This window comes from Streptomyces armeniacus (assembly GCF_003355155.1).
GTDB classification, from domain to species: domain Bacteria; phylum Actinomycetota; class Actinomycetes; order Streptomycetales; family Streptomycetaceae; genus Streptomyces; species Streptomyces armeniacus.
On record NZ_CP031320.1, the window covers coordinates 4167979 to 4190175 of the forward strand.

Below are 22197 nucleotides of genomic sequence, written 5' to 3' on the forward strand. Positions count from 1 at the left end.
GGCAGTTGGCGGTACGACCGAGTGGGTGTGGGGGTGCGTGATGGTCTCCCTCTGGGAGAACTGGCGGCAGGGCATGGGGAAGTGGCCGAAGTTCGACACGGTGGGCGGCCCGTCCACGTACGCCGTCGAGCTGACGAAGCGCAATTCGGTTCTCTCACTGACCAAGCAGGGGGCCGACACCGGAAGTCTTCAGGTCAACCTCTCCTGGCGGATGCGGAGTTCCGACATCACCGGCCGCCAGAACTCCGGCGGTTCGCTGCGGCACCCGCTGCGCGCGTTCAAGCCGCAGGTGGTGCAGGCGCACACCCAGGGGGTGGTCAGCGTCGACCTCGACCTGGCCTGCATGTACGAGCTGGTGGACGGCAGCAAGGGCGTGGTGCAGCCGCTCGGCAAGCTTTTCGGCGACTTCCACGGCCCGCCGTTCGTCAAGCTGAGCGGTGACGACCGATTCGGCTCCCCGTCGGGCGAGACGGTCTACGTCAATCTCGACCACAAGGACGAGATCAAGCGGATGCTGTTCTTCGTCTACATATACGACAACACCCCGGCGTTCGACCGCGCGAACGCCCTGCTCACACTCATCCCGGGCAACGGCATGCGGGTCGAGGTCGCCGTCGACCAGCACGCCCCGCAGGCCCGTTCGTGCGCCGTGCTGCTGATGGAGCACGACAAGGAGGACCTGGTCGTACGCCGCGAGGTGCGCTATGTCTACGGCTTTCAGTCGGAGCTGGACCGCCTGTACGGCTGGGGTCTGCAGTGGGGCCGCGGCTACAAGGCGAAGACCGTCTGAGGAAGACGGTCCGCGCCGGACCGGAACCGGAACCGGCGCCCGCACTCCCGCGGGTGCCGGCACGGGCGCGGCTCCGGCGGCCTCAGCGGTTCAGGAACTGCGGGCCCTGCGGCGGCAGATCGGCCGTCTCCGGGCCGGGCGGGCGCCCGGCGGCCGGGTCCGGCTGGTGCGGGTAGCCGTAGACGGGCTGCGGATAGCCGTACGCGGGCTGGGCGGCAGGCGGGTGCTGCGGCGGCTGCGGATAGCCGTACGCCGGCTGCGTCGCCTGGTCGTCCGGCACCGTGAAGGCGGCCGCCGCGGGGTGTGCACCGGCGGGCTGCGGGTGCGGGTCCGGAGCGGGCGGTTCCGGCAGCGGCCCGGGGCCGGGTCCCGGTCCCGGTCCCGGTTCCGGCCCGGGGCCGGGCGGCGGGCCCGGCGGCCGGGGCGGCGGTTCCGGTTCCGGATGCGGCTCGGGCCGGGGTTCGGGTACGGGCTGCGGCTCGGGAATGTCCGGTTCCGAGGGCGGTTCCGGCATGGTGCCGCTCGGCTGCGCCGGGCGTTCCCCGGCGTCGGGGCCGCCCTCGTCCACCGAGATGCCGAACTCCGTGGCGAGGCCGATCAGCCCGGTGTCGTAGCCCTGGCCCAGTGCGCGGAACTTCCATGCGGACTCGCGCCGATACAACTCCCCGCAGATCAAGGCGGTTTCGGAGCCTGTCTCCGGCTCTATCCGGAACGTCGCCAGCGGCTCGTCGTCGCCCGCGTCGTGCAGGGTGAGCCGCAGGTCGCGTACGTCCGCGAACGACCCGCCGTCCGCCGAGGCGGCGAGCATCACGCACTGGACGCCGCTGTCCAGGGACGCGAGATCCGCCTCGACCGTGTCCGTCAGGCCGTCCGCGTCGCGCGCCTTCGGGCGGTGCCGTACGAGGCCGGAGGGGTGCCGCGGCTGGTTGTAGAACACGAAGTCGTCGTCCGAGCGCACCCGGCCTTCCTCACCCAGCACCAGGGCCGAGGCGTCGACATCCGGCACGCCCGCTCCCGGCGTCCAGCGCAGCACGGCGCGTACCGCCCGGGCGCTCAGCTGAATGTTCGAGCCCTTCACCATCGTGTGGGTCATACGCTCAATCCTGCCTTCCGGCCACCGCCGCGGACAACGCGGGGCGACCGCCCGTACTTGCCGGTAACGCGTTCTTCATCTGTCCGGGGAACCCCTGCCCCTCACTCGAACGTACGATGAGTGGCCAGATCTCGCCCCTCCGCGGCGCGGGAGCAGGTCACGGTGACACGGGGAGACGGGATTCCATGCGGCATTTCAGGCATCTCGCGCCTGACGTCCGGCGCACGCTCTTCCACCAGGAGCCGGCCGAGTTCGGTCCGGCCTCTCCGCTGCGCACGCTCGGCGCAGCGCTGGGTGCCACCCTCTACAGCCCGGCGACCCGTCCACGGCTCGCCGAGGATGTGCTGAAGCAGGCGCGGAGCGGCGTCGTGTCGATGGTGCTGTGCCTGGAGGACTCCATCGACGACAGCGAGGTGTCGGAGGCCGAGGAGAACCTCGTACGCCAGTTCGCGCGGCTGGACGTGCTGACCGGGGGAGCGCTGGACGGGGACGCGGCGGGCGGCGGTGCGGACGGCTTCGGCACCGACGGTCCGTTGCTGCTGTTCATCCGGGTGCGCCACCCCGACCAGATCCCGGATCTGGTGAAGCGGCTCGGTCCGGCCGTACGGCTGCTGTCCGGGTTCGTGCTGCCGAAGTTCACCGCCGAGACCGGCGTCCCGTTCCTGGAGGCGATGACGGGCGCCGAGGCGGCGGGCGGGCAGCGGTTCTTCGCGATGCCCGTGCTGGAGTCGCCCGAGCTGATGCACCTGGAGAGCCGGGCGGGCACGCTGGCCGGGATCGCCCGCGCGGTGGAGAAGCACCGGGAGCGGGTGCTGGCGCTGCGCCTCGGCGTGACCGACTTCTGCGCGGCGTACGGGCTGCGCAGGACGCCCGAGATGACCGCGTACGACGTGCAGCTCGTCGCATCCGTCATCGGCGACGTGGTCAACGTGCTGGGCCGGGCAGACGGCACCGGGTTCACGGTGACGGGGCCGGTGTGGGAGTACTTCCGGTTGCAGGAGCGGATGTTCAAGCCACAGCTGCGCCAGAGTCCGTTCCTGAGCGGGCGGGCGGAGGAGCTGCGTACGGCGCTCATCGCGCACGACATGGACGGGCTGCTGCGCGAGATCGAGATGGACCGCGCCAACGGGCTGCTGGGCAAGACCTGCATCCACCCGTCGCACGTCGCGCCCGTGCACGCGCTGTCGGTGGTCTCGCACGAGGAGTACAGCGACGCGACGGACGTGCTGCGGCCGGAGCGTGGCGGCGGCGGAGTGCTGCGTTCCGCGTACACGAACAAGATGAACGAAGTGAAGCCCCACCGCGCCTGGGCCGAACGCACCCTGCTGCGCGGCGAGGTCTTCGGAGTCGCGCGGGAAGGCGTGGGATTCGTGGACCTGCTCGCGGCGGGGGTCAAGTGAACGGCGACGGAGAGCGTGGACGCGTGGCGTTGGAGCGGGAACGGGAGCACGGGCGGGAGCCGGAGCGCGCGCCGGAACCGGAGCGCGGTGCGGCGGCGTGGCCCGGCGAGTGGGTTGCCGAGCGGCTCGGCGTCGAACTGACCGGGGACGTACGCGACTTGGTGGGTCTGGCCCTGCGCCGCAACCCCAAGCGCGCGCACCTGCTGGTCTCCCAGGTGCTCGGCAAGCACGTGCCGCAGCGGCCCGGCGTGGTGTACGGCACCGGCGTCGGGCTGGGGCGGCGCGTACGCGACCTGCTGGGCGACGCGGCGACGGAACGGGCGGTGGTGCTGGGGTACGCGGAGACGGCCACCGCGCTCGGGCACAGCGTCGCGGACGGCATGAGCGAGGGCGGCGCCTCCGGTGCTGCGGACGGTGCCGGCGCGGTGACGTACCTGCACTCCACGCGGCGCGCCGTACGCGGCGTACGTGCGGTGGGCGGCTTCGAGGAGGAACACTCGCACGCCACCTCGCACCTGCTGCTCCCCGAGGACCCGGAGCTGCTGGCCGGGGACGGGCCGCTCGTGCTCGTCGACGACGAGTTCTCGACAGGCCGCACCGTACGGAACACGATCACGGCCCTGCACCGGCGTTTCCCGCGCGAGCGGTACGTGGTGGTCGCGCTGGTCGACATGCGGTCCTCGGCGGACGCCGCGGCGCTGGAGAAGTGCGCCGCGGAGCTGGGCGCGCGGGTGGACGTGGTGGCCCTGGCCTCCGGGGGCGTACGGCTCCCGGCGGACGCCCTGGCGCGCGGTGAGGCGCTGGTGGCGCGGCACGGTGCGGAGGGGGCGCCCGCCGCAGCCGCCGCGCCGTCTGCCTCCGCCGTTTCGGCGCCGGAGGCCGTACGCGTCGATCTCGGGTGGCCCGTCGGCCTGCCCGACGGCGCCCGGCACGGCTTCACCGCAGCCCACCGCGCCCGGCTGGAGGCCGCCCTGCCGGGCATGGCCGCCCGGCTCGCCGACGCACTGCGGGCGGCGGGCGTCCCGGCGGGCACGGACACGAATGCGGACACGGCTGCGGGCGCGGAGGGCGGCTCTCGGGCCCGCAGGGCGCGCGTGCTCGTGCTCGGGTGCGAGGAGCTGATGTACGCGCCCCTGCGCCTCGCCCACACGCTGGAGGAGGCCGTGGGCGACGCCGTCGAGGTCCGCTTCTCCACCACGACCCGCTCGCCGGTCCTCGCCGTGGACGAGCCCGCGTACGCGATCCGCACCCGCCTCGCCTTCCCCGCCCACGACACGGCCCCGCACGACACGGCCCCGCACGACACGCCCCCGCACACCGCCCCGCACGACGGCCACCGGCCCCCGGAGGAGCCCGCGCCCCGGCGCTACGCGTACAACGTCGCCCCCGGTGCCGACCCCGCCCGCCGCTTCGACGCCGTCGTCACCGTCGTCGACTCCGCCGCGGACACCCCCGCCCTGCACGCCCCCGACGGGCTCCTCGCGAGCCTCGCCCCGCACACCGGCGCCGTACTGCTCGCCGTGCTGCCCTCGTACGCGCCGCTGCCGCGCCCGCTGCGCGGCCCGGCCTTCTCCTCGTACGCGCCGGACGAGGTCGGCTGGCTGCTCCAGGACGTGTCCGGCGTGCGGCTGGAGGCGCCGACCGAGGAGCGCGAGGAGGCGATCCAGCGCGGCGGCGCGCACTACGCCGAGTCGCTGCCGGTCGAGTACCAGCCCAGCGCCGACTACCAGCGCCTCTTCCACAGCGCGCTGGAGCACTCCGCCGCCCGTATCGCCCGTGCCGTCGGCGCCGTGACGGACACCGTGCTGGCCGAACGCGGCCCCCGCCCCGTACTGGCCTCGCTCGCCCGCGCCGGCACCCCGGTCGGCGTGCTGATGCGCCGCTGGGCGCGGCACGTGCACGGCGTGGAGCTGCCGCACTACGCGGTGTCCATCGTGCGCGGCCGCGGCATCGACACGACCGCCCTGCGCTATCTCGCCGCCCACCACGACCCCGGCGATGTCGTCTTCGTCGACGGCTGGACCGGCAAGGGCGCGATCACCCGCGAGCTCGCCGAGGCCGTCGCGCCGTACGAGGGCTTCGACCCGGAGATCGCGGTGCTCGCAGACCCGGGCGGCTGCGTGCGCACGTACGGCACGCGGGAGGACTTCCTGATCCCGTCGGCCTGCCTCAACTCCACGGTGTCCGGGCTGGTTTCGCGCACCGTGCTCCGTGCCGACCTGGTGGGCCCGTACGACTTCCACGGCGGCAAGTTCTACCGCGAGCTGGCGGACGCCGATGTCTCGCGGCACTTCCTGGACACGGTCGCGGCCCGCTTCGACGAGGTGCGCGAGGCGGTCGCCGGTGACGTACGCGCGCTGCTCGCGGCCGACCGTACGCCGACCTGGGAGGGCTGGCGCGCGGTGGAGCGGATCAGCGAGGAGTACGGGATCAACGACGTGAACCTGGTCAAACCGGGCGTCGGTGAGACGACCCGTGTGCTGCTGCGCCGCGTGCCCTGGCGGGTGCTCGCGCGCCGGGACGCGGGCCCGGACCTGGACCACGTACGGCTGCTCGCCGAGCAGCGCGGCGTGCCGGTCGAGGAGGTCGACGGGCTGCCGTACAGCTGCGTCGGGCTGATCCATCCACGGTTCACCAGGGGCGCCACCGGCGCGGACGGGAAGGCGGTCCAGTGACCGGTACGGAAACGGCGGGCGCGGTGCTCGTCGCCAGCGACCTCGACCGCACGCTGATCTACTCGGCCGCGGCCCTCGGCCTGACCATGCCGGACCGGGACGCTCCGCGGCTGCTGTGCGTGGAGACGTACGAGCACCGGCCGCTGTCGTACATGACCGAGACCGCCGCCGGACTCCTGGCCGAACTGGCCGCGCGTGCCGTCTTCGTACCGGCCACCACGCGGACCCGCGAGCAGTACCAGCGCGTGCGGCTGCCCGGCCCGCCCGCGGCGTACGCGGTGTGCGCCAACGGCGGCCACCTGCTCGTGGACGGCGAGTCCGACCCGGTGTGGCAGGCGCACGTACGGCGTGAACTCACCGACTGCGCGCCCCTGGACGAGATGCGCGCCCATCTGCGGCACACCGCCGATCCCGGCTGGCTGCTCAAGGAGCGGGTGGCGGAGGAGCTGTTCGCGTACCTGGTGGTGGACCGCGACCGGCTGCCCGACACGTACGTGAAGGAACTCGGCGACTGGGCCGGGCCGCGCGGCTGGACCGTCTCGCTCCAGGGCCGCAAGATCTACGCGGTGCCGCGCCCGCTCACCAAGAGCGCCGCCGTCGCGGAGATCGCGCGCCGCACCGGCGCCCCCGTCACGTACGCCGCCGGGGACTCGCTCCTCGACTCCGACCTGCTGCTCGCCGCCGACCACGGCTGGCGCCCCGGGCACGGCGAACTCGCCGACAGCGGCTGGGACGCCGCGCACATCACGGCGCTCGAGGAGCGCGGCGTCGCCGCGGGGGAGCGCATCCTGCGGGAGGCGCTGCGGCGGGCGCGGTAGTGCCGCGCGCTAGCGCACGGCGCGGGGGCCGCGCGGGGGCGGGCCACCGTGCGCGGGCGGACGCCCGTACCGGCCCGTGCCCGGACCGCGGGTGAGCGCCCGCTCGCGGGCACGCGCCTCGCGCTCCGCCTGGTCGGGGTGGCGGGCGCGCCAGTACGGGTTGTCGTGCGGCAGCCCGCCGCTGACCCGCCCGTACATGCCGAAGACGAGCAGCAGCAGCCCCACGACAAAGCTGAACAGGACGTTCTGCAGCTCGAACGCGAGGAAGTTGTAGTCCGTCTCCAGCAGCGCCAGGTTGGCGAAGCCGCTGAGCAGGAAGGCCACCGCCAGCAGGGTGTTGAGGGTGGAGGCGAAGTTGCCGCCGCGCACCATCCCGTAGAAGAGCAGCAGTCCGACGACGACAGACAGCACGCTGAGCGCGCCGTTGGTGTTCAGCCCGGCGACCTCGTCGCCGCCCGTGTCGAAAAACCCGATGTTGTCGGTCAGGCCGAGGATGCCGAAGGCCAGCAGGAGCAGGCCCACCAGCCCGGCTCCGACCCGGTACACCTGGCTCAGTCTGTGGTCCACGGGCAGGTGCTCGTCGAGCACCATGCGGTGGCGTCGTACGGCGTCGTGTGCGGCCATGGGGCCCTCCTCACCGGAAGGTTCCCCTCCAGCATCCGCCCAGGCCGCGTCCGCGCTCAACCGCGGAGCTCAACCGCGGCGGAGCCCTACGGTGCGCTCAGCCGCAGCAGCCGCCCCCGCAGCAGCCTCCGCCCGCGCCGCCACCGCCCGCGCCACCGGCCGGTGCCGGTGCGGCGCCGCCCACGGAGACGGTGGAGAGCAGCTTGACGGTGTCGTCGTGGCCGTACGGGCAGCTCGCGGGCGCGCTCGCCTCGGCCATCGGCCTGCTGAGCTCGAAGTCGTCTCCGCACTCGCGGCAGCGGTACTCGTATCGCGGCATGCCGGAAGCATAGCCGCCCCGTAAACGCAGCTCAGCGCCCGGAACCCGGCCCGTTCCCGGCCGCCGGCCCGGAGCCCGCGCCCATCTCCTGCCGGATCTGCTCCACCACCCGCTGCACGGTCTCCTTGACCGCGTCCAGCTCCGTCAGGAAGTGCCAGTAGTCCGGGTGCCGCCCGGTGAGGCCCTCCACCGCCCGGTCCACCCGTACCACCGAGTCGTCCAGCGGGCGCGCGTGCCGGGGGTCGGGGGTGGTGCGGCCGGCCATCGCCAGCCGCTGCGCGTCGCGGATCGCGAAGCGCGTACGCTCCACCTCCGGCTTGTGGTCGAAGCTCACCTCGTTGAGCCGCTGCAGCCGGTCGCCCGCGGCCTTCACGGCCTCGTCCGTGGTGTTCAGCAGGGCGCGTACGGTCGACAGCAGCGACGTGGCGTCCGGCCAGCGCTGCTCGTCGCGCGCCTTCTGCGCCTCCCGCAGCTTCTCCTCCGCCTGCCGTACGGTCCGTACCGCCTCGTCCGGCACCCCCTGCAGGTCCTGCCAGCACTCGACGCTGAACCGCCGGCGCAGCTCGCTCAGCACCGGCTCGACCTTGCCCGCGCGGGTGTGCAGCGCCTGCGCGCGGGTCCGCAGCGAGCTCAGCCGCTTGTCCGTCTCGGCCGCCGTCTCCGGCAGCCGCTCCGCCTCGCCGCGGATCGCCTCGGCCTCCCGCGCGACCCGGTCCGCGCGCTGCAGCGTCTCGCGGACGCCGTGCTGCCCGGCGCCCTCGTTCAGCTTGGTCAGATCGGGGGAGAGCCCGGCCAGCCGCGCCGCGAGATTGTCGGCGGAGAGGCCCGAAGCACGGGCGGCGTCCAGCGCGTTGGAGGCGGCGAGCAGCCCCTGCCGGGCCCGCTCGACCGCGGGCGCGAGCCGCGCGAGCTGTGTCTCGGCCTGCTCGAGCAGGCGGCCGAGGCCGCGCTCGAAGCGGTCCAGCTCGGCCTTGGCGCGCTCGAGGTCCTGCTTGGTACGGGTCAGCTCCTCGCGTGCGCGGGCGGCCGTCGCGGAGTCGAGGTCGTCGCGGTCGAGGTCGTGCGCGTCGACGACGGTGATGTACTCGTGGCTCACCTGGTCGATACGGGTCCCGAGCGCCGCGAAGTCGCTCACGGCCTTGCGGCCCGCCGGGGAGTCCTCGACGGCGGTGATCGTCTCGATGGAGATCCGCAGATCACGCTGGGCGGTGTCGAGTTCGTAGAAGGCCGCCGCGGCCGCGTCCTTCGCCGCCTGGGCATCGGCCCGCATGCTCTCGGCACGGCCGCTGCCACCCCAACCCCATCGGCGGGTGCCGCCGCCGTTCATCGTCACGTAATCCTCTCCCCGTGTGCCGCAGCCGGTGGATCAGTGCTCATTCTCCCACCCGGGGACAACGAACACACGGGTCGTTCCGTTCACGGTCCCCGCCGACGCCCCGGCACGGCGCGCGGTACGGGGCGTTCGCGCGCGGCACGGCCACCGTTTTCGCCCGCTGCACGGCGACAGGGTAGTCTGTCTCCTCAATCCCCTGCGGGCGCATAGCTCAGCGGTAGAGCGCTGCCCTTACAAGGCAGATGTCACAGGTTCGATCCCTGTTGCGCCCACCACACGGAAGACCCCCAGCCGACGCACGGCTGGGGGTCTTCCGCGTCGGGAGCCGGGGCGCCGGGCCGTCAGGTGGCGGTGCGGCGGCGGTGGCGGCGCAGGAGGAAGAGCGTGGTGGCGAGGGCGGCGGCGCCGGTGGCCGTTGCCGCGAGCGGGGCGCTGCCGGTGGTGCTGGAGCGCTGCGGCCGGGTGTTGGCCGTCGCGGGAAAGCCGCCGAGCTTGCCGGACTTCTGGTACGCGGAGCCCGGCAGCTTGTCGCCGTAGCGGCCGTGGACGATCTTCCGGTACTCGGACACGGACGCGCCGTCCGCGCCGACCGTCTTCCGTGCCTCGCCGTTCAGCGGGAGGACGGTGCCGTCGTGGACCTTGTACCAGGCGGCGATCTGCGGCTCCTTGAAGACCAGGTCGCCGCCGCCCTCGCGCGGGTACGCGGCCTCGTCCGCGCCGGACATCACGTTCACGACGTCCCAGCCGCGGTCACGGTCCCCGGTCAGCCATACGCTGGCGGACGCGCCGCCGGGCGAGGTGGCCTCGACCGCCGCGAAGGCGTACGTGGCGACGGATGCGGACGGACCGCCTTTCACGAAGGCGGGGTTGAGGAAGTACACGGGCTGTGCGGCGGAGGCGAACTCCGGCGTACGGGCCGCCGCGCCCTTCGGGTCCTCGGCGTCCCGTACGAGGCCCTTCCGGCCGTTCTCGCGGGCCTCCATCCGCTCGAAGAACCCGGCGACGCGTGCGGTGTTGGCGCCTTCGGCCGCGGCGTCCGCCGCCTCGGCGAGGTCGGCGCGGGAGGGGACGGGCGGCGGCCCGTGCGGGTCGGCCAGCGGTGCGGAGAGCGGTGCGGACAGTGGCGCGGAGAGCCGTGCGGACAGTGGCGCGGAGAGCGGCGCGGAGAGCGGCGCGGAGAGCGGTGCGGACAGTGGCGCCGAGAGCGGCGCGCTCTGCGGTGCGGCCTGGGCCTGGGCCGGGGCGGCGGTGAGGGCCAGGGCCAGTACGGGGCCGGCGGCGGCCGGTATCCAGAGCAGCCGGGCGCGGCGGGCGGTCATGTCGTCGGTGGTCATGGTCCTCAGCTCTCCCCGTACAGCGACTCGGCCCAGCGGAACTGTGCGTTGCTGGTGTAGCTGCGGTACGCCATCTCGCCGTAGCGCCGGCTCGACGGCCACGGGTCGGCGTACATCAGCGTCTGGCTGCTCGCGTTGTAGCCGTACAGGACGTTGGCGTGGCCGCCGCCCGAGGTCCAGTAGATGCCGACCTCGACGGGCGAGCCCTGGTCGATGGCCTGGGAGACGGCGGCGAAGCTGAGCGTCCCGGTGACCTGGCCCACATCGGTCATGCCGACGCCGCGCCAGCCCGCCTGTACGTCCTCGAGGTACGCGGGCTGGTTGGGGCAGCGCTGGCCGGGTGGGAGGCCGCGGGCGTAGTTGCAGAAGGTGTTCTGGTCGGCGTTCCGGCCGTAGCCGAGGAACTGCGCGATGGACAGCCCGGTGGCGGCCCAGCACCACTGCGTCTGGACCTGGGCCTGTTCGGTGAAGTCGAGCTCGCCGGTGGTGCGGGCGGCGGAAGCGCCGCTCCCGGCACCGCCGTTGGCGGCGGACGCGGCCGACGCGGCGGAGGCCGCCGGGACCGCGCCCGTGGCGCTGCCGGACAGCGGCACCAGCGTGCCGGCGGCGGCCGCCGCGCAGGCGGCCGCGGCCACGAGCCGCCGTCTGCGCCTCGGCCGCCGGCGGGCGGCGAGTTCGTGCGGGACGCCGTCGGACGTCCCGCGCTTTCGCAGCATCATCGTGACTCCTTGTCGCTCGCCTTGCGGGCGCGGCGAACAGTGGGGGAGGGGTGGGTGACGACTGGAACGTAGGTTTCCGCCGCGACCGCCGGAACCCGCCGTGTGGACGCAGGGGTTCCCCCGCGGTCACCCGTACTCGGCGCGGCGGGCGCGGTCTTGACAGCCGTACGGGCCGGGGCGACGATGCTGCGGCTCGGCACGGACCGTACGGCTCAGCCCCGTACGACGGAGGGGTCGCCGGTGCCGGACGTCGACGACCCCCGGCGGGTGGGCATGAGGACGCGCATGGCGAGCACCTCCCCGTACGAGAGCCACGAGAGCCACGAGCGCCACGAGAACCAGGAGCGCCACGAGTGGCTGCGGCGCGCGCAGGACCGGCTCGCCGGCCGCGGCAGCGTCGTCCTGCACGGGCCGCACGGCATCGGCAAGACGTACGCCGCGACCGCCCTCGCCGACGCCCGCCGCGAGCGCGGCGAACTCACCCTGTGGACCGCGCCGGCGCGCGCCGAACAGCCCCTCCCGTACTGCGCGCTCGCCGACCTGCTGCGCACCGTGGACGACGCCGCGCTGGCCGCGCTGCCCGCGCCGCAGCAGCGCGCCCTGCGCGCGGTGCTGCGCCGCGAGCCGCTGCCGCCCGGCGGCCTCGACACGCTCGCCCTGCGGCTCGCCGTGCTCGGCGCGCTCGGCCGACTGGCCGCCGCCTCAGCCGTACTGCTCGTCATCGACTCGGCGCAGTGGGTGGACCGGCCGAGCACCGAGGTGCTCGCGTTCGTCGCGCGGCGCCTCGACCCGGCCCGTGTACACGCCGTGGTGACCGAGAACACCGAGCCCGGCGGCGCCCCGGCGTACGCGCCCGCGCTGTGTACGGGCGGCGCGCTCGAGATCGCGCTGCCGCCGCTGACGCAGCCCGAGGTGGCCGCGCTGCTGGCCGGGCGCGGCCGCCCGGAGCTGCCCCACTGGCTGACCCAGCGGGTGTACGAGGCCAGCGGCGGCAATCCGATGTTCGCGCTGGAGATCGCCCGCGCGATCGACCACCGGGGCGGCCCGCCCGACCGCGCCGAACCGCTGCCGCTCACCCGCCGGTTGCGGGAGGCGGTCGCGGACCGCCTCGACCGGCTCGACCCGGCCACCCGCTGGGTCCTCCTGCTGGCGGCGACGGCCGCCCAGCCGACGCTGGGGCTGCTGCGGCACAGCGCGGCGGCACGCACGGGACGTACGGAGCAGGGGGACCGTACCGACCCCGGCGCGCGTACGGACCCCACACCGCGTACGGACCCCGGCGCTCCAACCCCCGGCGCGCCGGGGTCGGTACGGTGCCCATGCCTGCGGCGTGGAACGGCGCCGCACCCACCCCTCCAGTGCCGCCCGCTCCTCCTCCGACAGAATCAACTCGGCCTTCGGCCGCCCAATACGCGCCACCAGGCAACCCTACACATCTGAACGGAATTCCCGACTCAGAAGACTAGCGTCGGCCGGCTGCCGGGACCGGACGGCTGGGCCCGGCCGTCGACCGCGGCTGCGGGTCGACGGCCGGGCCACGGCGTACGGGTCAGGCGCCGCCGAGCGTGGCGGTCGCCAGCCAGCAGTCGCCGGCCCCCTCGGTCGACGGGTCGAAGGCGACCGGTCCGGGCCGCCCGAACTCCTCCGCGACCGCGTTGACATGCCGTACGGACGGATCCCAGCCCCGGCCCCGGAACCACTCCTCCAGTCCCGCGCCCGGACCGCCGCCCCACGGGTCGTCGCTGCCCGGTGACGACGCGTCGAGATGTGCCATCCGCGCGGTGCGGAGCAGTCCGGAGTCCTCGATGCGGTCCACCGACATCACGCTGCCCGCCGCCGACACGCTCGTGACGCGGTCCAGCAGCAGGTCGGCCGCCGCGGGCGGGAGTATGTGCAGGATGCCTTCCGCCAGCCACACGGTGGGGCGCTCCGGGTCGAACCCGGAGTCGCGCAGCGCGGCCAGCCAGTCGTTCCGCAGGTCCATCGCGCACACGACGCGCTCGCAGGCGGGCTTGGCCCCGCGCGCGGCGAGGGCGGCGTCCTTGAACTCGAGCACTTCCGCCAGATCGTTCTCGAAGACCCGCGTACCGCCGGGCCAGTCCAGCCGGAACGCGCGGGAGTCCAGGCCGCAGCCCAGCAGCACGACCTGGGTACGGCCGCCGCGGGCCGCGGCCAGCAGCTGATCGTCGTGGAACCGGGTGCGCAGGATCATGAACTCGCCCACCAGCTGGTGGAGTCCGAGTCCGGTCGACTCCGGCACCGCCGTACGCGTCAGCGGGTCGACTCCGGACTCCTCGACGAACGCCTGCGCCAGGCTGTCCTCGAACAGCCGGTCCTCGCGCCGGGATTCCTGTGCCCGGATCGCCGCGGACCCCAGTGCCGACTTGGCGATGGCGCCCATCTTCTCGAGGAGCTCTTTCGTATTCTCCATACGGGTCATCCCTGTTCTGTGCATGCTCTTCCCGCTCCCGCAGCTCTACGGATCGCGGCTTCCCGGTGCGGTGTCCGCCGCGCCCTCAGGCCGGGCCGCACCACTGCCGCACCGCCGCGGCGACCGCCTCGGCGGTGGGCTGCCTGCCTCCCCAGGCCAGATATCCGTCCGGCCGGATGAGCAGCGTCGTGAGTTTCCGCAGCGCGGGTACGTCTCCGCGCACGATGTCGACCCGGTCCCGCCAGTCGGCCGCCGCCGTGGCGGCCACGCCGTCCGAGGAGGCGTCGAGCAGGACGAAGCGCCCGCCCCGTGCCACCTCGTAGAGCCTCGTCGGCCCCTTCTCGGAGAGGATGTCGAAGTCGGGGACGCGCTCGCCCACGCCGGCCGTTCTCTCCACTCCGGGCGGCGCGGGGTAGCTGATGCCGAGGCCCGACATCATCAGCCGCACCCAGTGGTACGTGCCCGGCACCTTGCGCAGCGACCACGGCATGCGCTGGATGAACCGCGCGAAGTACGGCCGTACGAGCCGCACCGGCGCGGGTGCCACGGACAGCTTCTGGATGGTGTCGGTCAGCCGCAGGGTCGTGTGTCCCGCCGGTCGGCGCTCGGTGTCGTAGGTGTCGAGCAGCCACAGCGGTGCCCAGCCCTCGTGCTCGCCGGTGAGCTTCCAGGACAGGTTCGCGGCGTCCTGGATGCCGGTGCTCATGCCCATCCCGCCCAGCGGCGAGTGCACGTGTGCGGCGTCGCCGGCGAGCAGCACGCGGCCCACGCGGTAACGGTCGGCCTGGCGCCGCTCGCTGAGGAACCGCGTGGTCCAGCTGACCTTCGAGATGACCAGGTCGACGTCTGTGATGCCCTGGATGGCGCCGGTCAGCTCCTCCGTGGTCACCGGGCGGTCGAGCGGGGCGCCCTGGCCGCTGCGGTTCCAGGCGATCATCCGGTACCAGCCGTCCCCGTAGGGCACGACGAGCATGGCCCCGTCGGGGCCGAGGAAGGCGTTGACGGCCTCCGGCAGCTCCGTGGTGAACTGCACGTCCGCGAGCAGGATGCGGGTGTCGTAGCTGCGCCCGGTGAACTCGACCGACAGCTGCTCCCGTACGGTGCTGTGCGCCCCGTCGCAGCCGACGACCCAGTCCGCGGTCTCGGTCCGGCCGCCGTTCACGGTGAGCCGCACTTCCCCGGCGTCCTGTTCCAGAGCGGTGACCTCGGCGCCGCGTACGATCTCCACGCCCAGCTCCCGGGCGCGACGCTCGAGCAGTACCTCGGTACGCGCCTGGTGGACGATGGTGACGCCGGAGTACCGGCTCTCCGGATGGTCCATGTCCAGCCGGATGGGGATGTGCGAGCCCGGCGTCATCCGGGGCCGCGCGCCGGGGATCCAGTGCCCCTCGGACCTCAGTTCGTCCGCCAGCCCCCGCATGTCGAGCAGCTCCATCATCCGGGCGTGGCAGGCGAACGCCCGCGTCAGGTTGGACTCTTCGGCACGCCGCTCGAGGATCTTGACCGGGACACCGTCCCTTGCGAGATCTCCGGCCAGCAGGAGCCCGGTGGGCCCGGACCCTACGACGATGACACTCACGGATACGCCTTCCTGATCGAATGGTTCATGGCACGGCTCACCTGCGCCGCCGGGCCGGCCGCCGCCACGTCGCCGGCCGCCCGCGGGTCAGCACCAGCCGCTGCGCGCCCAGGACATGGAGCCCGGACGGGCGGGGGCCGGCGTGACCCGGGCCGCGGCACGGCCCCAGTCCGGCCGGCGCGGCGCCGGTCTCCGCGGGCCATCGCTGTCCCGTGCGGCCGTGAGGCGGGCGATGACGGCGATCACGGCGGCGACCAGTTCCTCGTCGGCCGGATTCCCGCGTACGGCGATGACGTCGCCCGGCTGCGGGCCGCAAGTGCCCGCGGGGGACGGGGGCGCGTTCACAGCGGGATGTTGCCGTGCTTGCGGGGCAGCCTGGTCATCCGTTTGTCCCGCAGGGTGTCCAGGGCTGTCGCCACCTGCGCACGGGTCTCGTGCGGCATGATCACGGCGTCCACGTAGCCGCGCTCGGCGGCGACGTACGGCGTGCACATCGTCTCCGTGTACTCGGACACCAGCCGCTCGCGGGTCTCCTCCGGGTCCTCCGCCTGCCGGATGTCCTGGCGGTGGATGATGCGTACGGCGCTCTCGCCGCCCATGACTGCGATCTCGGCCGTCGGCCAGGCGAGGTTGACGTCGATCCCGAGATGCTTGGAGCCCATCACCCCGTATCCGCCGCCGTACGCCTTGCGGGTGATGACCGTGACCATCGGCACGGTGGCCTCGCAGTAGGCGTAGATCAGCTTCGCGCCGCGCCGGATGATCCCGTCCCGTTCCTGCTCCATGGAGGTGAGGAAGCCGGGCACGTCGACGAAGGTGAGCACGGGCACGTGGAAGGCGTCGCAGAACCGGATGAACCGCGCCGCCTTCTCGCTGGCGTCGATGTCCAGCGCGCCGGCCAGGTGCGTCGGCTGGTTGGCGACGACCCCGACGCTGTGGCCCTCGACACGGGCGAGACCGCAGATGACGTTCGGGGCGAACAGCTGGTGGAACTGGGTGAGTTCGCCGTCGTCGATGACGGCGTTCACCACCCGCATCATGTCGTACGACTCGGCGGTGCGGTCCGGGATCAGCGTGTCCAGCGCGCGGTCTGCCTCGGTGAGCTCACGGGCGGCGGTCGGGGCGAACACGGGCGTGTCACCCATGTTGTTGGACGGCAGGTGGCCCAGCACCATGCGTACGTAGTCGAAGGCGTCCTTCTCGTCCGCCGCCATGTAGTGCGCGGCACCGCTCACGGCGTTGTGCCGGTGGGCGCCGCCCAGCTCCTCCATGCCGACGGTCTGGCCGGTGACCGCCTGCAGCACATCGGGACCGGTCACGAACATGTGGGAAATGTCCTCGACCATGACCACCAGGTCGGTGGTGGCGGGAGCGTACACGGCGCCGCCCGCGCACGGACCGATGATGAGCGAGATCTGCGGGATCACGCCGGAGGCGGCCACGTGGCGCTTGACCAGTTCCGCGTAGTAGGCGAGCGAGACCACTCCCTCCTGGATGCGGGCACCTCCGGAGTCGTTGATCCCGATGACGGGGCAGCCGGTGCGGATCGCCAGGTCCAGCACCTTGATGATCTTCTCGCCGAACACCTCGCCCAGGCTGCCGCCCAGGACGGTGAAGTCCTGGGCGTAGACGCAGACTTTCCGGCCGTCGATGGTTCCGTACCCCGTCACGACCCCGTCGCCGTACGGACGCTGCTCCTCCATGCCGTAGTTGTGGCACCGGTGACGAGCCAGCGCGTCGAGCTCCGTGAACGAATCGGGGTCCAGCAGGAGGTCGATGCGCTCCCGCGCCGTCAGCTTCCCCTTGGCGTGCTGGCGCCCCGCGCCGCGCTCCGTGGCCTGGGCCGCCAACTCGGCCCTGCGCCGGGCCAGTTCGTCCAGCCTGCGCCGGGTGCGTCCGTCGGCGTTCTCGGTGGCTGTCACTGTTCCACTCCTCCTGTCATTCCTCGCGGCCGGCCGTCCCGGCGGGCGTGCGCCGGCACTTGCTCACGGCAGCTCCACAACCTGCGCCGCGTAGGTCAGCCCGGCGCCGAAACCGACGAGCAGGGCCTTGCCACCGCTCGGCAGCTCGCCCCGTGTGCCGAGGGCGTCCATGGCCAGCGGGATGGACGCCGCCGAGGTGTTCGCGGACGTGACGACGTCACGGGCGATCACGACATGGGGCGGCAGCCCCAGTTCGCGGGCGGCAGTGTCGACGATCCGCGAGTTCGCCTGGTGCGGTATGAACGCGGCCAGGTCGCCGGCCGCGAGCCCGGCGGCGTCCAGGGCCCGTTGTGCGATCCGCGGAACGGTGTTCACCGCCCAGCGGAAGACCTCCGGCCCGGCCAGCCGCAGCACCGGCCACGGCTCCGGCTCCTCCCGCGCCGCGAGCCAGGACCGGTCGTACGCGATCAGCCGGTGCCGTTCGCCCTCCGCGCCCCACACGGCGGGGCCGATACGCGGGCGCGCGTCCGGCCCCAGTACGACGGCCCCCGCCCCGTCGCCGAACAGGAACGCGGTGCTGCGGTCGTCCGGGGAGACGAGGTCGCTCATCTTCTCCGCGCCCACCGCCACGACGTGTTCGGCCGTCCCGGCGCGGATCAGGGCGTCGCCCAGCGCCAGTACGTAGCAGAAGCCGGCGCAGGCCGCTCCGACGTCCATCGCCCCGGCGCCGCGGGCCCCGATCAGCCCGGCCACGCGAGGGGCGGCCGGGGGCACTTGCTCGAGGTGCGACATGGAGGCGACCAGCACCGCGTCCACCCGGTCCGGTGTGACCCCGGCCTGCGCGAGCGCCTTCACGGCGGCCTCTCCGGCCATGCTGACGACGGTCTCGTCGGGGCCGGCGAAGCGCCGGCTCTCGATGCCGCTGCGCTTGCGGATCCACTCGTCGGACGAGTCGATGCGGGCGCTGAGCGCGTGGTTGTCCACCAACCGGGCCGGCCGGTACGCACCGATCCCGAGGATGCGGGCCCCGGCGGTACCGCGCGCGGCGCCCCACCGGGCGCTCACCCGTCCCTCCCCGCGGGCGCGGCGACGCTGAGGGCACCCTTCGCGTAGCGGTCGCGGCAGGCGCGGCGCTGCACCTTTCCGCTGGAGGTCTTCGGCAGCGAGCCGCGCCGTACGACCACCACGTCGTCCACGGTCAGCCGCTGGCTCTCGTAGACGGCGGCGCGGACGCGCTGCGCGAGCACCTCGGGTCCGGGCTTCCGCAGCACCCGGCCGTCCGCCTCCACGACCACGACCAGCAGCTCGGCCATGCCGTCGTCCACCGAGAAGGCCGCGGAGCAGTTGGGCCGCAGCCCGGCGTCGGACCTCTCGACCGACAGCTCGATGTCCTGCGGGTAGAAGTTGCGGCCCTTGCGGATGATGACGTCCTTGAGACGGCCGGTGACGTACAGCTCGCCGTGGTGCAGGAATCCGAGGTCACCGGTGCGCAGGAAGGTCCTCCCGGTGCTGTCGCCCGCGACACGGGCGCGGAAGGTCTCCCGGCTCTCGTCGGGTCTGCCCCGGTAACCGGCCGCGACGCACGGCCCGTTGATCCAGATCTCGCCGACGGTCCCCGGCGGGGCCGGCAGCCGCGTCGCCGGGTCGACGATGCACAGCCGGGTGTCCATGACGCTGATGCCGCAGCCGACAAGCGGCAGTACCCCCTCGGAGCCGGCGCCCGGCCGCTCGGGCGCGGGCCGCAGCTCGACGCGGTTCTCGTACAGCGCCTCGGCGGAGACCCACAGGGCCGCGGGCTCGGTGGTCTCCGGGCTGCCGCTGGCCTTCAGCGTGTTCTCGGCCAGACCGTAGCCGGGGCACATGGCCTCAGGACGGAATCCGCGGGGCGCGAAGGCACGTACGAAGTCCTGGATGACTCCCCAGCGCACCGGTTCGGCGCCGTTCGCGGCGACGCGCCAGGCGCTCAGCTCCAGCTCCCCGCTCACCTCGCCGCGTTCGGCCTCCCGCACGCAGAGCTCGTAGGCGAAACTCGGAGCCGCCGAGTGGGTGCCGCGGAACCGGGAGATCGCCTCCAGCCACCGGCTCGGGCGCCGGATGAACGCCTCCGGCGCCATCAGGTACGCGGGGCGGCCGGACCACAGCGGCATGACGATGCCGAACAGCATGCCCATGTCGTGGAAGTGCGGCAGCCAGGAGATGAACACGTCGTCCGGCCGGCACGGCCACAGGGCGTCGGTCTCGTGCACGTTGCCCAGGAAGTTGGCGTGGCTGACCATGACGCCCTTGGGCGAGCCCGTGGACCCGGAGGTGTACTGCAGGAGGGCGATGTCCGAGGGTTCCGGCGCAGGTGCGCCCGCCACCCCGGGCTCCACCATGGGACCGCGGGCGGGCAGCGTGTCCGTGGCGACCAGGGTGAGCCCCGCCAGCAGCGGCGAGTTCCCGAACCGCTGCGTCAGGTCGTCGCGTACCTCGGATGTGGTGAGGACCACCAGGGTGTCCGCGTCGTCGGCGATCCGGCGCACGCGCTCCAGGCTGCGTTCCCGGTTGGGGACGGGTACGGGCGCTCCGGTGACCCGGGCGTACATGCAGCCGAGGAGGGTGCGTACGAACTCCAGCCCCGCCGGATACATCAGGACGGCGGTGCCGCCGTCGAGGCCCGCGGAGACCAGGTGCGCGGCCCGGCGCCCGGCCGCCTCGTGCAGTTCCCGGTAGGTCGCGGTGTCGCGTGGCCGCTCGCCGTTCTCCAGGAACACATGGGCCGTGTCGTCCGGCTGGTTCACCGCACGGGCGCGCAGCACCGCGGGAAGACTCGACAGCTGTCCCGTGGCACCCGCTACGAAAGCGTCGCTGATAGTCGTCATCGTGCTCAACTCTCTGCAGCGAGCTCGGTGAGCGCACCACGGTAGAAAGCGAGGGGTGCCAGCTTGTCCTCCGTACCGAGGCCGGTGACCGCGCCCATGACGATCTGGTGGTCTCCGCCCGAAACCTCGTCCGTCACCGCGCATTCCAGAAATCCCAGGGCGCCGTCCACCAGCGGCGCGCCGCCCGTACCCGGACGGCAGCTGACACGGGTGAAGTCGACCCGGCCCGGGGCCGCGAAATGGCGTGCGATATCGCCCTGCCCCCGGCTCAGTATGCTGACGGCGAAGCTGCCGGAATGGCGCACGGCGGACAGCAGACTCGAATCGTGCCGCAGGCAGAACAGCACACGGGGCGGTGTGAGCGAAACGGAAGTGAAGGAATTCACGGTGGCACCGGCCCAGCATGTCGGGCCGTTGCTGGTGACCACCGTGACCCCGGTGGTGAATAATCCGCAGACCTGTCGCATACGAGTGGGGTCCGGCGGGATCGCGCTCTGCTTCATCGATGGACCAGCCTTGGCCATGTCCACTTGTCATACCCCCTGTCGGGAGACCGGGCATCCGGTCGGTTGCGATGGGTCCCGAAGCCGACGGGCGGCCTAGAAGAGCTTTTTGCCGACCGCCTTCGCCTTCATCGTCTCCTTGTTGTGCTCGAGCATGATCTTCTTGAGTGCCGGGTCCGCTTCGGTCAGCACCCAGTAGACGAGCTTGGAAATGGACTTCAGGTCGGGGTGCAGAAAGCGCTGCTTACGCTCCGCGAATCCGAAGTAATTGGGCACGTAGCTGGCGCGTTCCAGATGGGCGTAGATCGTGTCCGCCGCCTCCCGAGCCGTCACCTTGCCCAGTTCGTAGGCCTCGCACTGCTCGACCATTTCGTCGTAGAGGCTCTTGAAACCGTCGTGGTTGGGCCAGTAGAGACCGGGGTAGGGCGGGTCCTCCAGGTCCTTGAAATGCTGGTCGTTGCCGTCCTTGTGGAATTTGGCGAGGGCGTTGTGCAGATAGGACGTGCCGGTGTTCGCGCCCCAGGCCCAGATACGGAAGACCGCGGTCCAGAGGTCGTAGTCGTCCCAGGAGATGAACGCCGAGTTCACCAGCGTGTCGTTGTAGTCGAAGAGTCCCTGCTGCAGGCGGTCGACGTACTCGAAGCGCTCCTGCGACCAGTCGCCGTCCCGTGCGGCGTCGATCAGCCGCCAGGAGAGGCAGTTGAGCGCCTCGGCGGTGTTGGACAGCCCCCGGGAGAACAACGGGTCGAGGAATCCGCCCGCGTGAGCCAGCAGGAACCAGCGGTCGCCCGCACACCGCTTGGAGGAATACTGCAGCCGGCCGGTGGAGACCCACTCGCGTACCGGCCGTGCGCCCTCGAACTGCCGCTGAATGTCCGGGAAGCGGGCGGCGTGATGGTAGAACTCCTCCTCGGGAGTCATGTCCGCCGGCTTGGGATAGCGGCGCGGGTCGAGCGTGAGGCCAACACTGCACAGCGGGTTGCGCGAGTCGCGGTGGTTGTCGAAGCCGATCACCCAGAACCAGCCGCGCTCGAACATGTGGTGCACCGTGCCCTCGTACCAGGGCACCGGCGGGGTGTCCTTGGCCGAGTGCCGGAAGAGGTCGTCCGTCCTGGGCACTCCGACCATGTGGTTCCAGATCGACCGGGAGTGGTGCTTGAAGCGGCAGGGTTCTTCGCGGAGTTCGAACTTGTCCGCCAGGGGGGAGCGGTAGCCGCTGGCGTCCACCACGTAGCGGGCGCGGTACTGCTCGCCTTCCGCGCTGCTCAGGGTGACGCCGCTGTCGTCGAAGTCGATGTCGCTGACCCGGAAGTGCTGCCTGCTCGCCGCCCCGTACTTGATCGCCGTGTGGAACATGTAGGCGTCCGTGTCCTGCCGGTAGAGGTGGCTGGCCTCGTGCAGCAGCGACGGGGGCGTGTTGAACTGGTTGACCTCCCTGGGGTCCTGGGGGCGGCCCTCGTGGTGCAGCAGGTAGCCGAAGTGCCGCTTGATGCCGTACTTGCGGCCCAGCACCTTGGTGCTGTTGGTGAACGTGGCCAGCGTCTTGATCTCGGGTACGTCGTAGCGGTCGGCGAGGGTCCGCAGCGCCACCAGCGTGTACGGGATCGTGGACTCGCCGATGGCGAACTTCGGATGTGCGGCCGCGTCGATGAGCAGCACCTTCACCTTGTTGCGGGCCAGGATCGCGCCCAGCATCGAGCCCGCGATGCCCGAGCCCATGATTGCGACATCGTAGATCGTCTTGTCCGTTTCACGCGTTTCGTCCACAGGTCACTCCTCGGTGTTGGGCAGTCGGA

Annotated in this window: 19 protein-coding genes and 1 tRNA gene; 6 read left to right on the forward strand and 14 right to left on the reverse strand. The window is 72.7% G+C overall.

The window, feature by feature from the left end; genetic code table 11:
* Positions 1-40 precede the first annotated feature (40 nt).
* Entirely contained in the window at positions 41-790 is a 750-nt protein-coding gene (locus DVA86_RS18010; RefSeq protein WP_208879643.1) for a Tellurium resistance, read from the forward strand.
* A gap of 82 nt (positions 791-872) precedes the next feature.
* On the opposite strand, the gene DVA86_RS18015 is transcribed toward DVA86_RS18010, so the two are convergent.
* The gene (locus DVA86_RS18015; RefSeq protein WP_208879645.1) at positions 873-1883 is read right to left on the reverse strand and encodes a TerD family protein; all 1011 of its coding nucleotides are present in this window, start codon (positions 1881-1883) and stop codon (positions 873-875) included.
* Positions 1884-2068: 185 nt separating this feature from the next.
* On the opposite strand from DVA86_RS18015, the gene DVA86_RS18020 reads away from it, so the two are divergent.
* Genes DVA86_RS18020 through DVA86_RS18030 form a run of 3 tightly spaced genes read left to right on the forward strand, consistent with a single transcriptional unit; the run spans position 2069 to position 6776 of the window.
* A complete protein-coding gene (locus DVA86_RS18020) occupies positions 2069-3283 on the forward strand; it encodes an HpcH/HpaI aldolase/citrate lyase family protein (RefSeq protein ID WP_208879646.1) in 1215 nt (404 codons plus the stop codon).
* 23 nt (positions 3284-3306) lie between these two features.
* The gene (locus DVA86_RS18025; protein ID WP_425470857.1) at positions 3307-5958 is read left to right on the forward strand and encodes a phosphoribosyltransferase; all 2652 of its coding nucleotides are present in this window, start codon (positions 3307-3309) and stop codon (positions 5956-5958) included.
* Positions 5955-6776, forward strand: a complete 822-nt coding sequence (locus tag DVA86_RS18030; protein WP_245996732.1) for an HAD family hydrolase — start codon at positions 5955-5957, stop codon at positions 6774-6776. The genes DVA86_RS18025 and DVA86_RS18030 overlap by 4 nt, the downstream gene beginning before the upstream one ends.
* A gap of 9 nt (positions 6777-6785) precedes the next feature.
* On the opposite strand, the gene DVA86_RS18035 is transcribed toward DVA86_RS18030, so the two are convergent.
* The 3 genes from DVA86_RS18035 to DVA86_RS18045 form a co-directional block, all read right to left on the reverse strand.
* Entirely contained in the window at positions 6786-7400 is a 615-nt protein-coding gene (locus tag DVA86_RS18035; protein ID WP_245996734.1) for a DUF4383 domain-containing protein, read from the reverse strand.
* Positions 7401-7497: 97 nt separating this feature from the next.
* Positions 7498-7719: an FmdB family zinc ribbon protein gene (locus tag DVA86_RS18040; RefSeq protein ID WP_208879648.1), complete on the reverse strand. Its 222-nt coding sequence runs from the start codon at positions 7717-7719 to the stop codon at positions 7498-7500.
* A 31-nt stretch (positions 7720-7750) separates the two neighbouring features.
* Entirely contained in the window at positions 7751-9046 is a 1296-nt protein-coding gene (locus DVA86_RS18045; RefSeq protein WP_208884839.1) for a hypothetical protein, read from the reverse strand.
* Between the two features lie 206 nt (positions 9047-9252).
* Here DVA86_RS18045 and DVA86_RS18050 point away from each other — a divergent pair.
* Positions 9253-9327 (forward strand) — tRNA-Val (locus DVA86_RS18050).
* A 66-nt stretch (positions 9328-9393) separates the two neighbouring features.
* Here DVA86_RS18050 and DVA86_RS18055 read toward each other — a convergent pair.
* Together DVA86_RS18055 and DVA86_RS18060 are read right to left on the reverse strand one after the other, a co-directional pair.
* A complete protein-coding gene (locus tag DVA86_RS18055) occupies positions 9394-10386 on the reverse strand; it encodes a hypothetical protein (protein ID WP_208879650.1) in 993 nt (330 codons plus the stop codon).
* Positions 10387-10391: 5 nt separating this feature from the next.
* Entirely contained in the window at positions 10392-11105 is a 714-nt protein-coding gene (locus tag DVA86_RS18060) for a papain-like cysteine protease family protein (protein WP_245996736.1), read from the reverse strand.
* Between the two features lie 102 nt (positions 11106-11207).
* Between DVA86_RS18060 and DVA86_RS18065 the strand changes: the two genes are divergently transcribed.
* Entirely contained in the window at positions 11208-12545 is a 1338-nt protein-coding gene (locus DVA86_RS18065; protein ID WP_208879651.1) for an AAA family ATPase, read from the forward strand.
* A gap of 109 nt (positions 12546-12654) precedes the next feature.
* Here the strand turns inward: DVA86_RS18065 and DVA86_RS18070 are convergent, their stop codons facing one another.
* The 8 genes from DVA86_RS18070 to DVA86_RS18105 form a co-directional block, all read right to left on the reverse strand.
* On the reverse strand, positions 12655-13536 hold the full coding sequence (locus DVA86_RS18070) for an SAM-dependent methyltransferase (RefSeq protein ID WP_208879653.1): 882 nt from the start codon (positions 13534-13536) through the stop codon (positions 12655-12657).
* Between the two features lie 85 nt (positions 13537-13621).
* A complete protein-coding gene (locus tag DVA86_RS18075) occupies positions 13622-15115 on the reverse strand; it encodes an FAD-dependent monooxygenase (RefSeq protein ID WP_208879655.1) in 1494 nt (497 codons plus the stop codon).
* A gap of 87 nt (positions 15116-15202) precedes the next feature.
* Positions 15203-15460, reverse strand: coding sequence for an acyl-CoA carboxylase epsilon subunit (locus DVA86_RS18080; RefSeq protein ID WP_208879656.1), 258 nt, complete (start codon positions 15458-15460; stop codon positions 15203-15205).
* On the reverse strand, positions 15457-17037 hold the full coding sequence (locus tag DVA86_RS18085; RefSeq protein WP_208879657.1) for an acyl-CoA carboxylase subunit beta: 1581 nt from the start codon (positions 17035-17037) through the stop codon (positions 15457-15459). The genes DVA86_RS18080 and DVA86_RS18085 overlap by 4 nt, the downstream gene beginning before the upstream one ends.
* A gap of 63 nt (positions 17038-17100) precedes the next feature.
* The gene (locus DVA86_RS18090; protein ID WP_208879659.1) at positions 17101-18102 is read right to left on the reverse strand and encodes a beta-ketoacyl-ACP synthase III; all 1002 of its coding nucleotides are present in this window, start codon (positions 18100-18102) and stop codon (positions 17101-17103) included.
* The gene (locus DVA86_RS18095; RefSeq protein ID WP_208879660.1) at positions 18099-19898 is read right to left on the reverse strand and encodes a fatty acyl-AMP ligase; all 1800 of its coding nucleotides are present in this window, start codon (positions 19896-19898) and stop codon (positions 18099-18101) included. Before DVA86_RS18095 ends, DVA86_RS18090 begins: the two co-directional genes overlap by 4 nt.
* A 5-nt stretch (positions 19899-19903) precedes the next feature.
* Complete coding sequence (locus DVA86_RS18100; protein WP_245997659.1) at positions 19904-20422, reverse strand: flavin reductase family protein; 519 nt, start codon at positions 20420-20422, stop codon at positions 19904-19906.
* 75 nt (positions 20423-20497) lie between these two features.
* Positions 20498-22168 (reverse strand): NAD(P)/FAD-dependent oxidoreductase, encoded by a 1671-nt coding sequence (locus DVA86_RS18105; RefSeq protein ID WP_281279306.1) that lies wholly within the window; start codon positions 22166-22168, stop codon positions 20498-20500.
* Positions 22169-22197: the final 29 nt, after the last annotated feature.

What these genes read in the sequence shown, in the direction of transcription:
- DVA86_RS18010 (WP_208879643.1), top strand. Translation starts at nt 41, where the DNA reads ATGGTCTCCCTCTGGGAGAACTGGCGGCAGGGCATGGGGAAGTGGCCG.
- DVA86_RS18015 (WP_208879645.1), bottom strand. Translation starts at nt 1,883, where the DNA reads ATGACCCACACGATGGTGAAGGGCTCGAACATTCAGCTGAGCGCCCGG.
- DVA86_RS18020 (WP_208879646.1), top strand. Translation starts at nt 2,069, where the DNA reads ATGCGGCATTTCAGGCATCTCGCGCCTGACGTCCGGCGCACGCTCTTC.
- DVA86_RS18035 (WP_245996734.1), bottom strand. Translation starts at nt 7,400, where the DNA reads ATGGCCGCACACGACGCCGTACGACGCCACCGCATGGTGCTCGACGAG.
- DVA86_RS18040 (WP_208879648.1), bottom strand. Translation starts at nt 7,719, where the DNA reads ATGCCGCGATACGAGTACCGCTGCCGCGAGTGCGGAGACGACTTCGAG.
- DVA86_RS18045 (WP_208884839.1), bottom strand. Translation starts at nt 9,046, where the DNA reads ATGAACGGCGGCGGCACCCGCCGATGGGGTTGGGGTGGCAGCGGCCGT.
- DVA86_RS18055 (WP_208879650.1), bottom strand. Translation starts at nt 10,386, where the DNA reads ATGACCACCGACGACATGACCGCCCGCCGCGCCCGGCTGCTCTGGATA.
- DVA86_RS18060 (WP_245996736.1), bottom strand. Translation starts at nt 11,105, where the DNA reads ATGATGCTGCGAAAGCGCGGGACGTCCGACGGCGTCCCGCACGAACTC.
- DVA86_RS18070 (WP_208879653.1), bottom strand. Translation starts at nt 13,536, where the DNA reads ATGGAGAATACGAAAGAGCTCCTCGAGAAGATGGGCGCCATCGCCAAG.
- DVA86_RS18095 (WP_208879660.1), bottom strand. Translation starts at nt 19,898, where the DNA reads ATGACGACTATCAGCGACGCTTTCGTAGCGGGTGCCACGGGACAGCTG.
- DVA86_RS18100 (WP_245997659.1), bottom strand. Translation starts at nt 20,422, where the DNA reads ATGGCCAAGGCTGGTCCATCGATGAAGCAGAGCGCGATCCCGCCGGAC.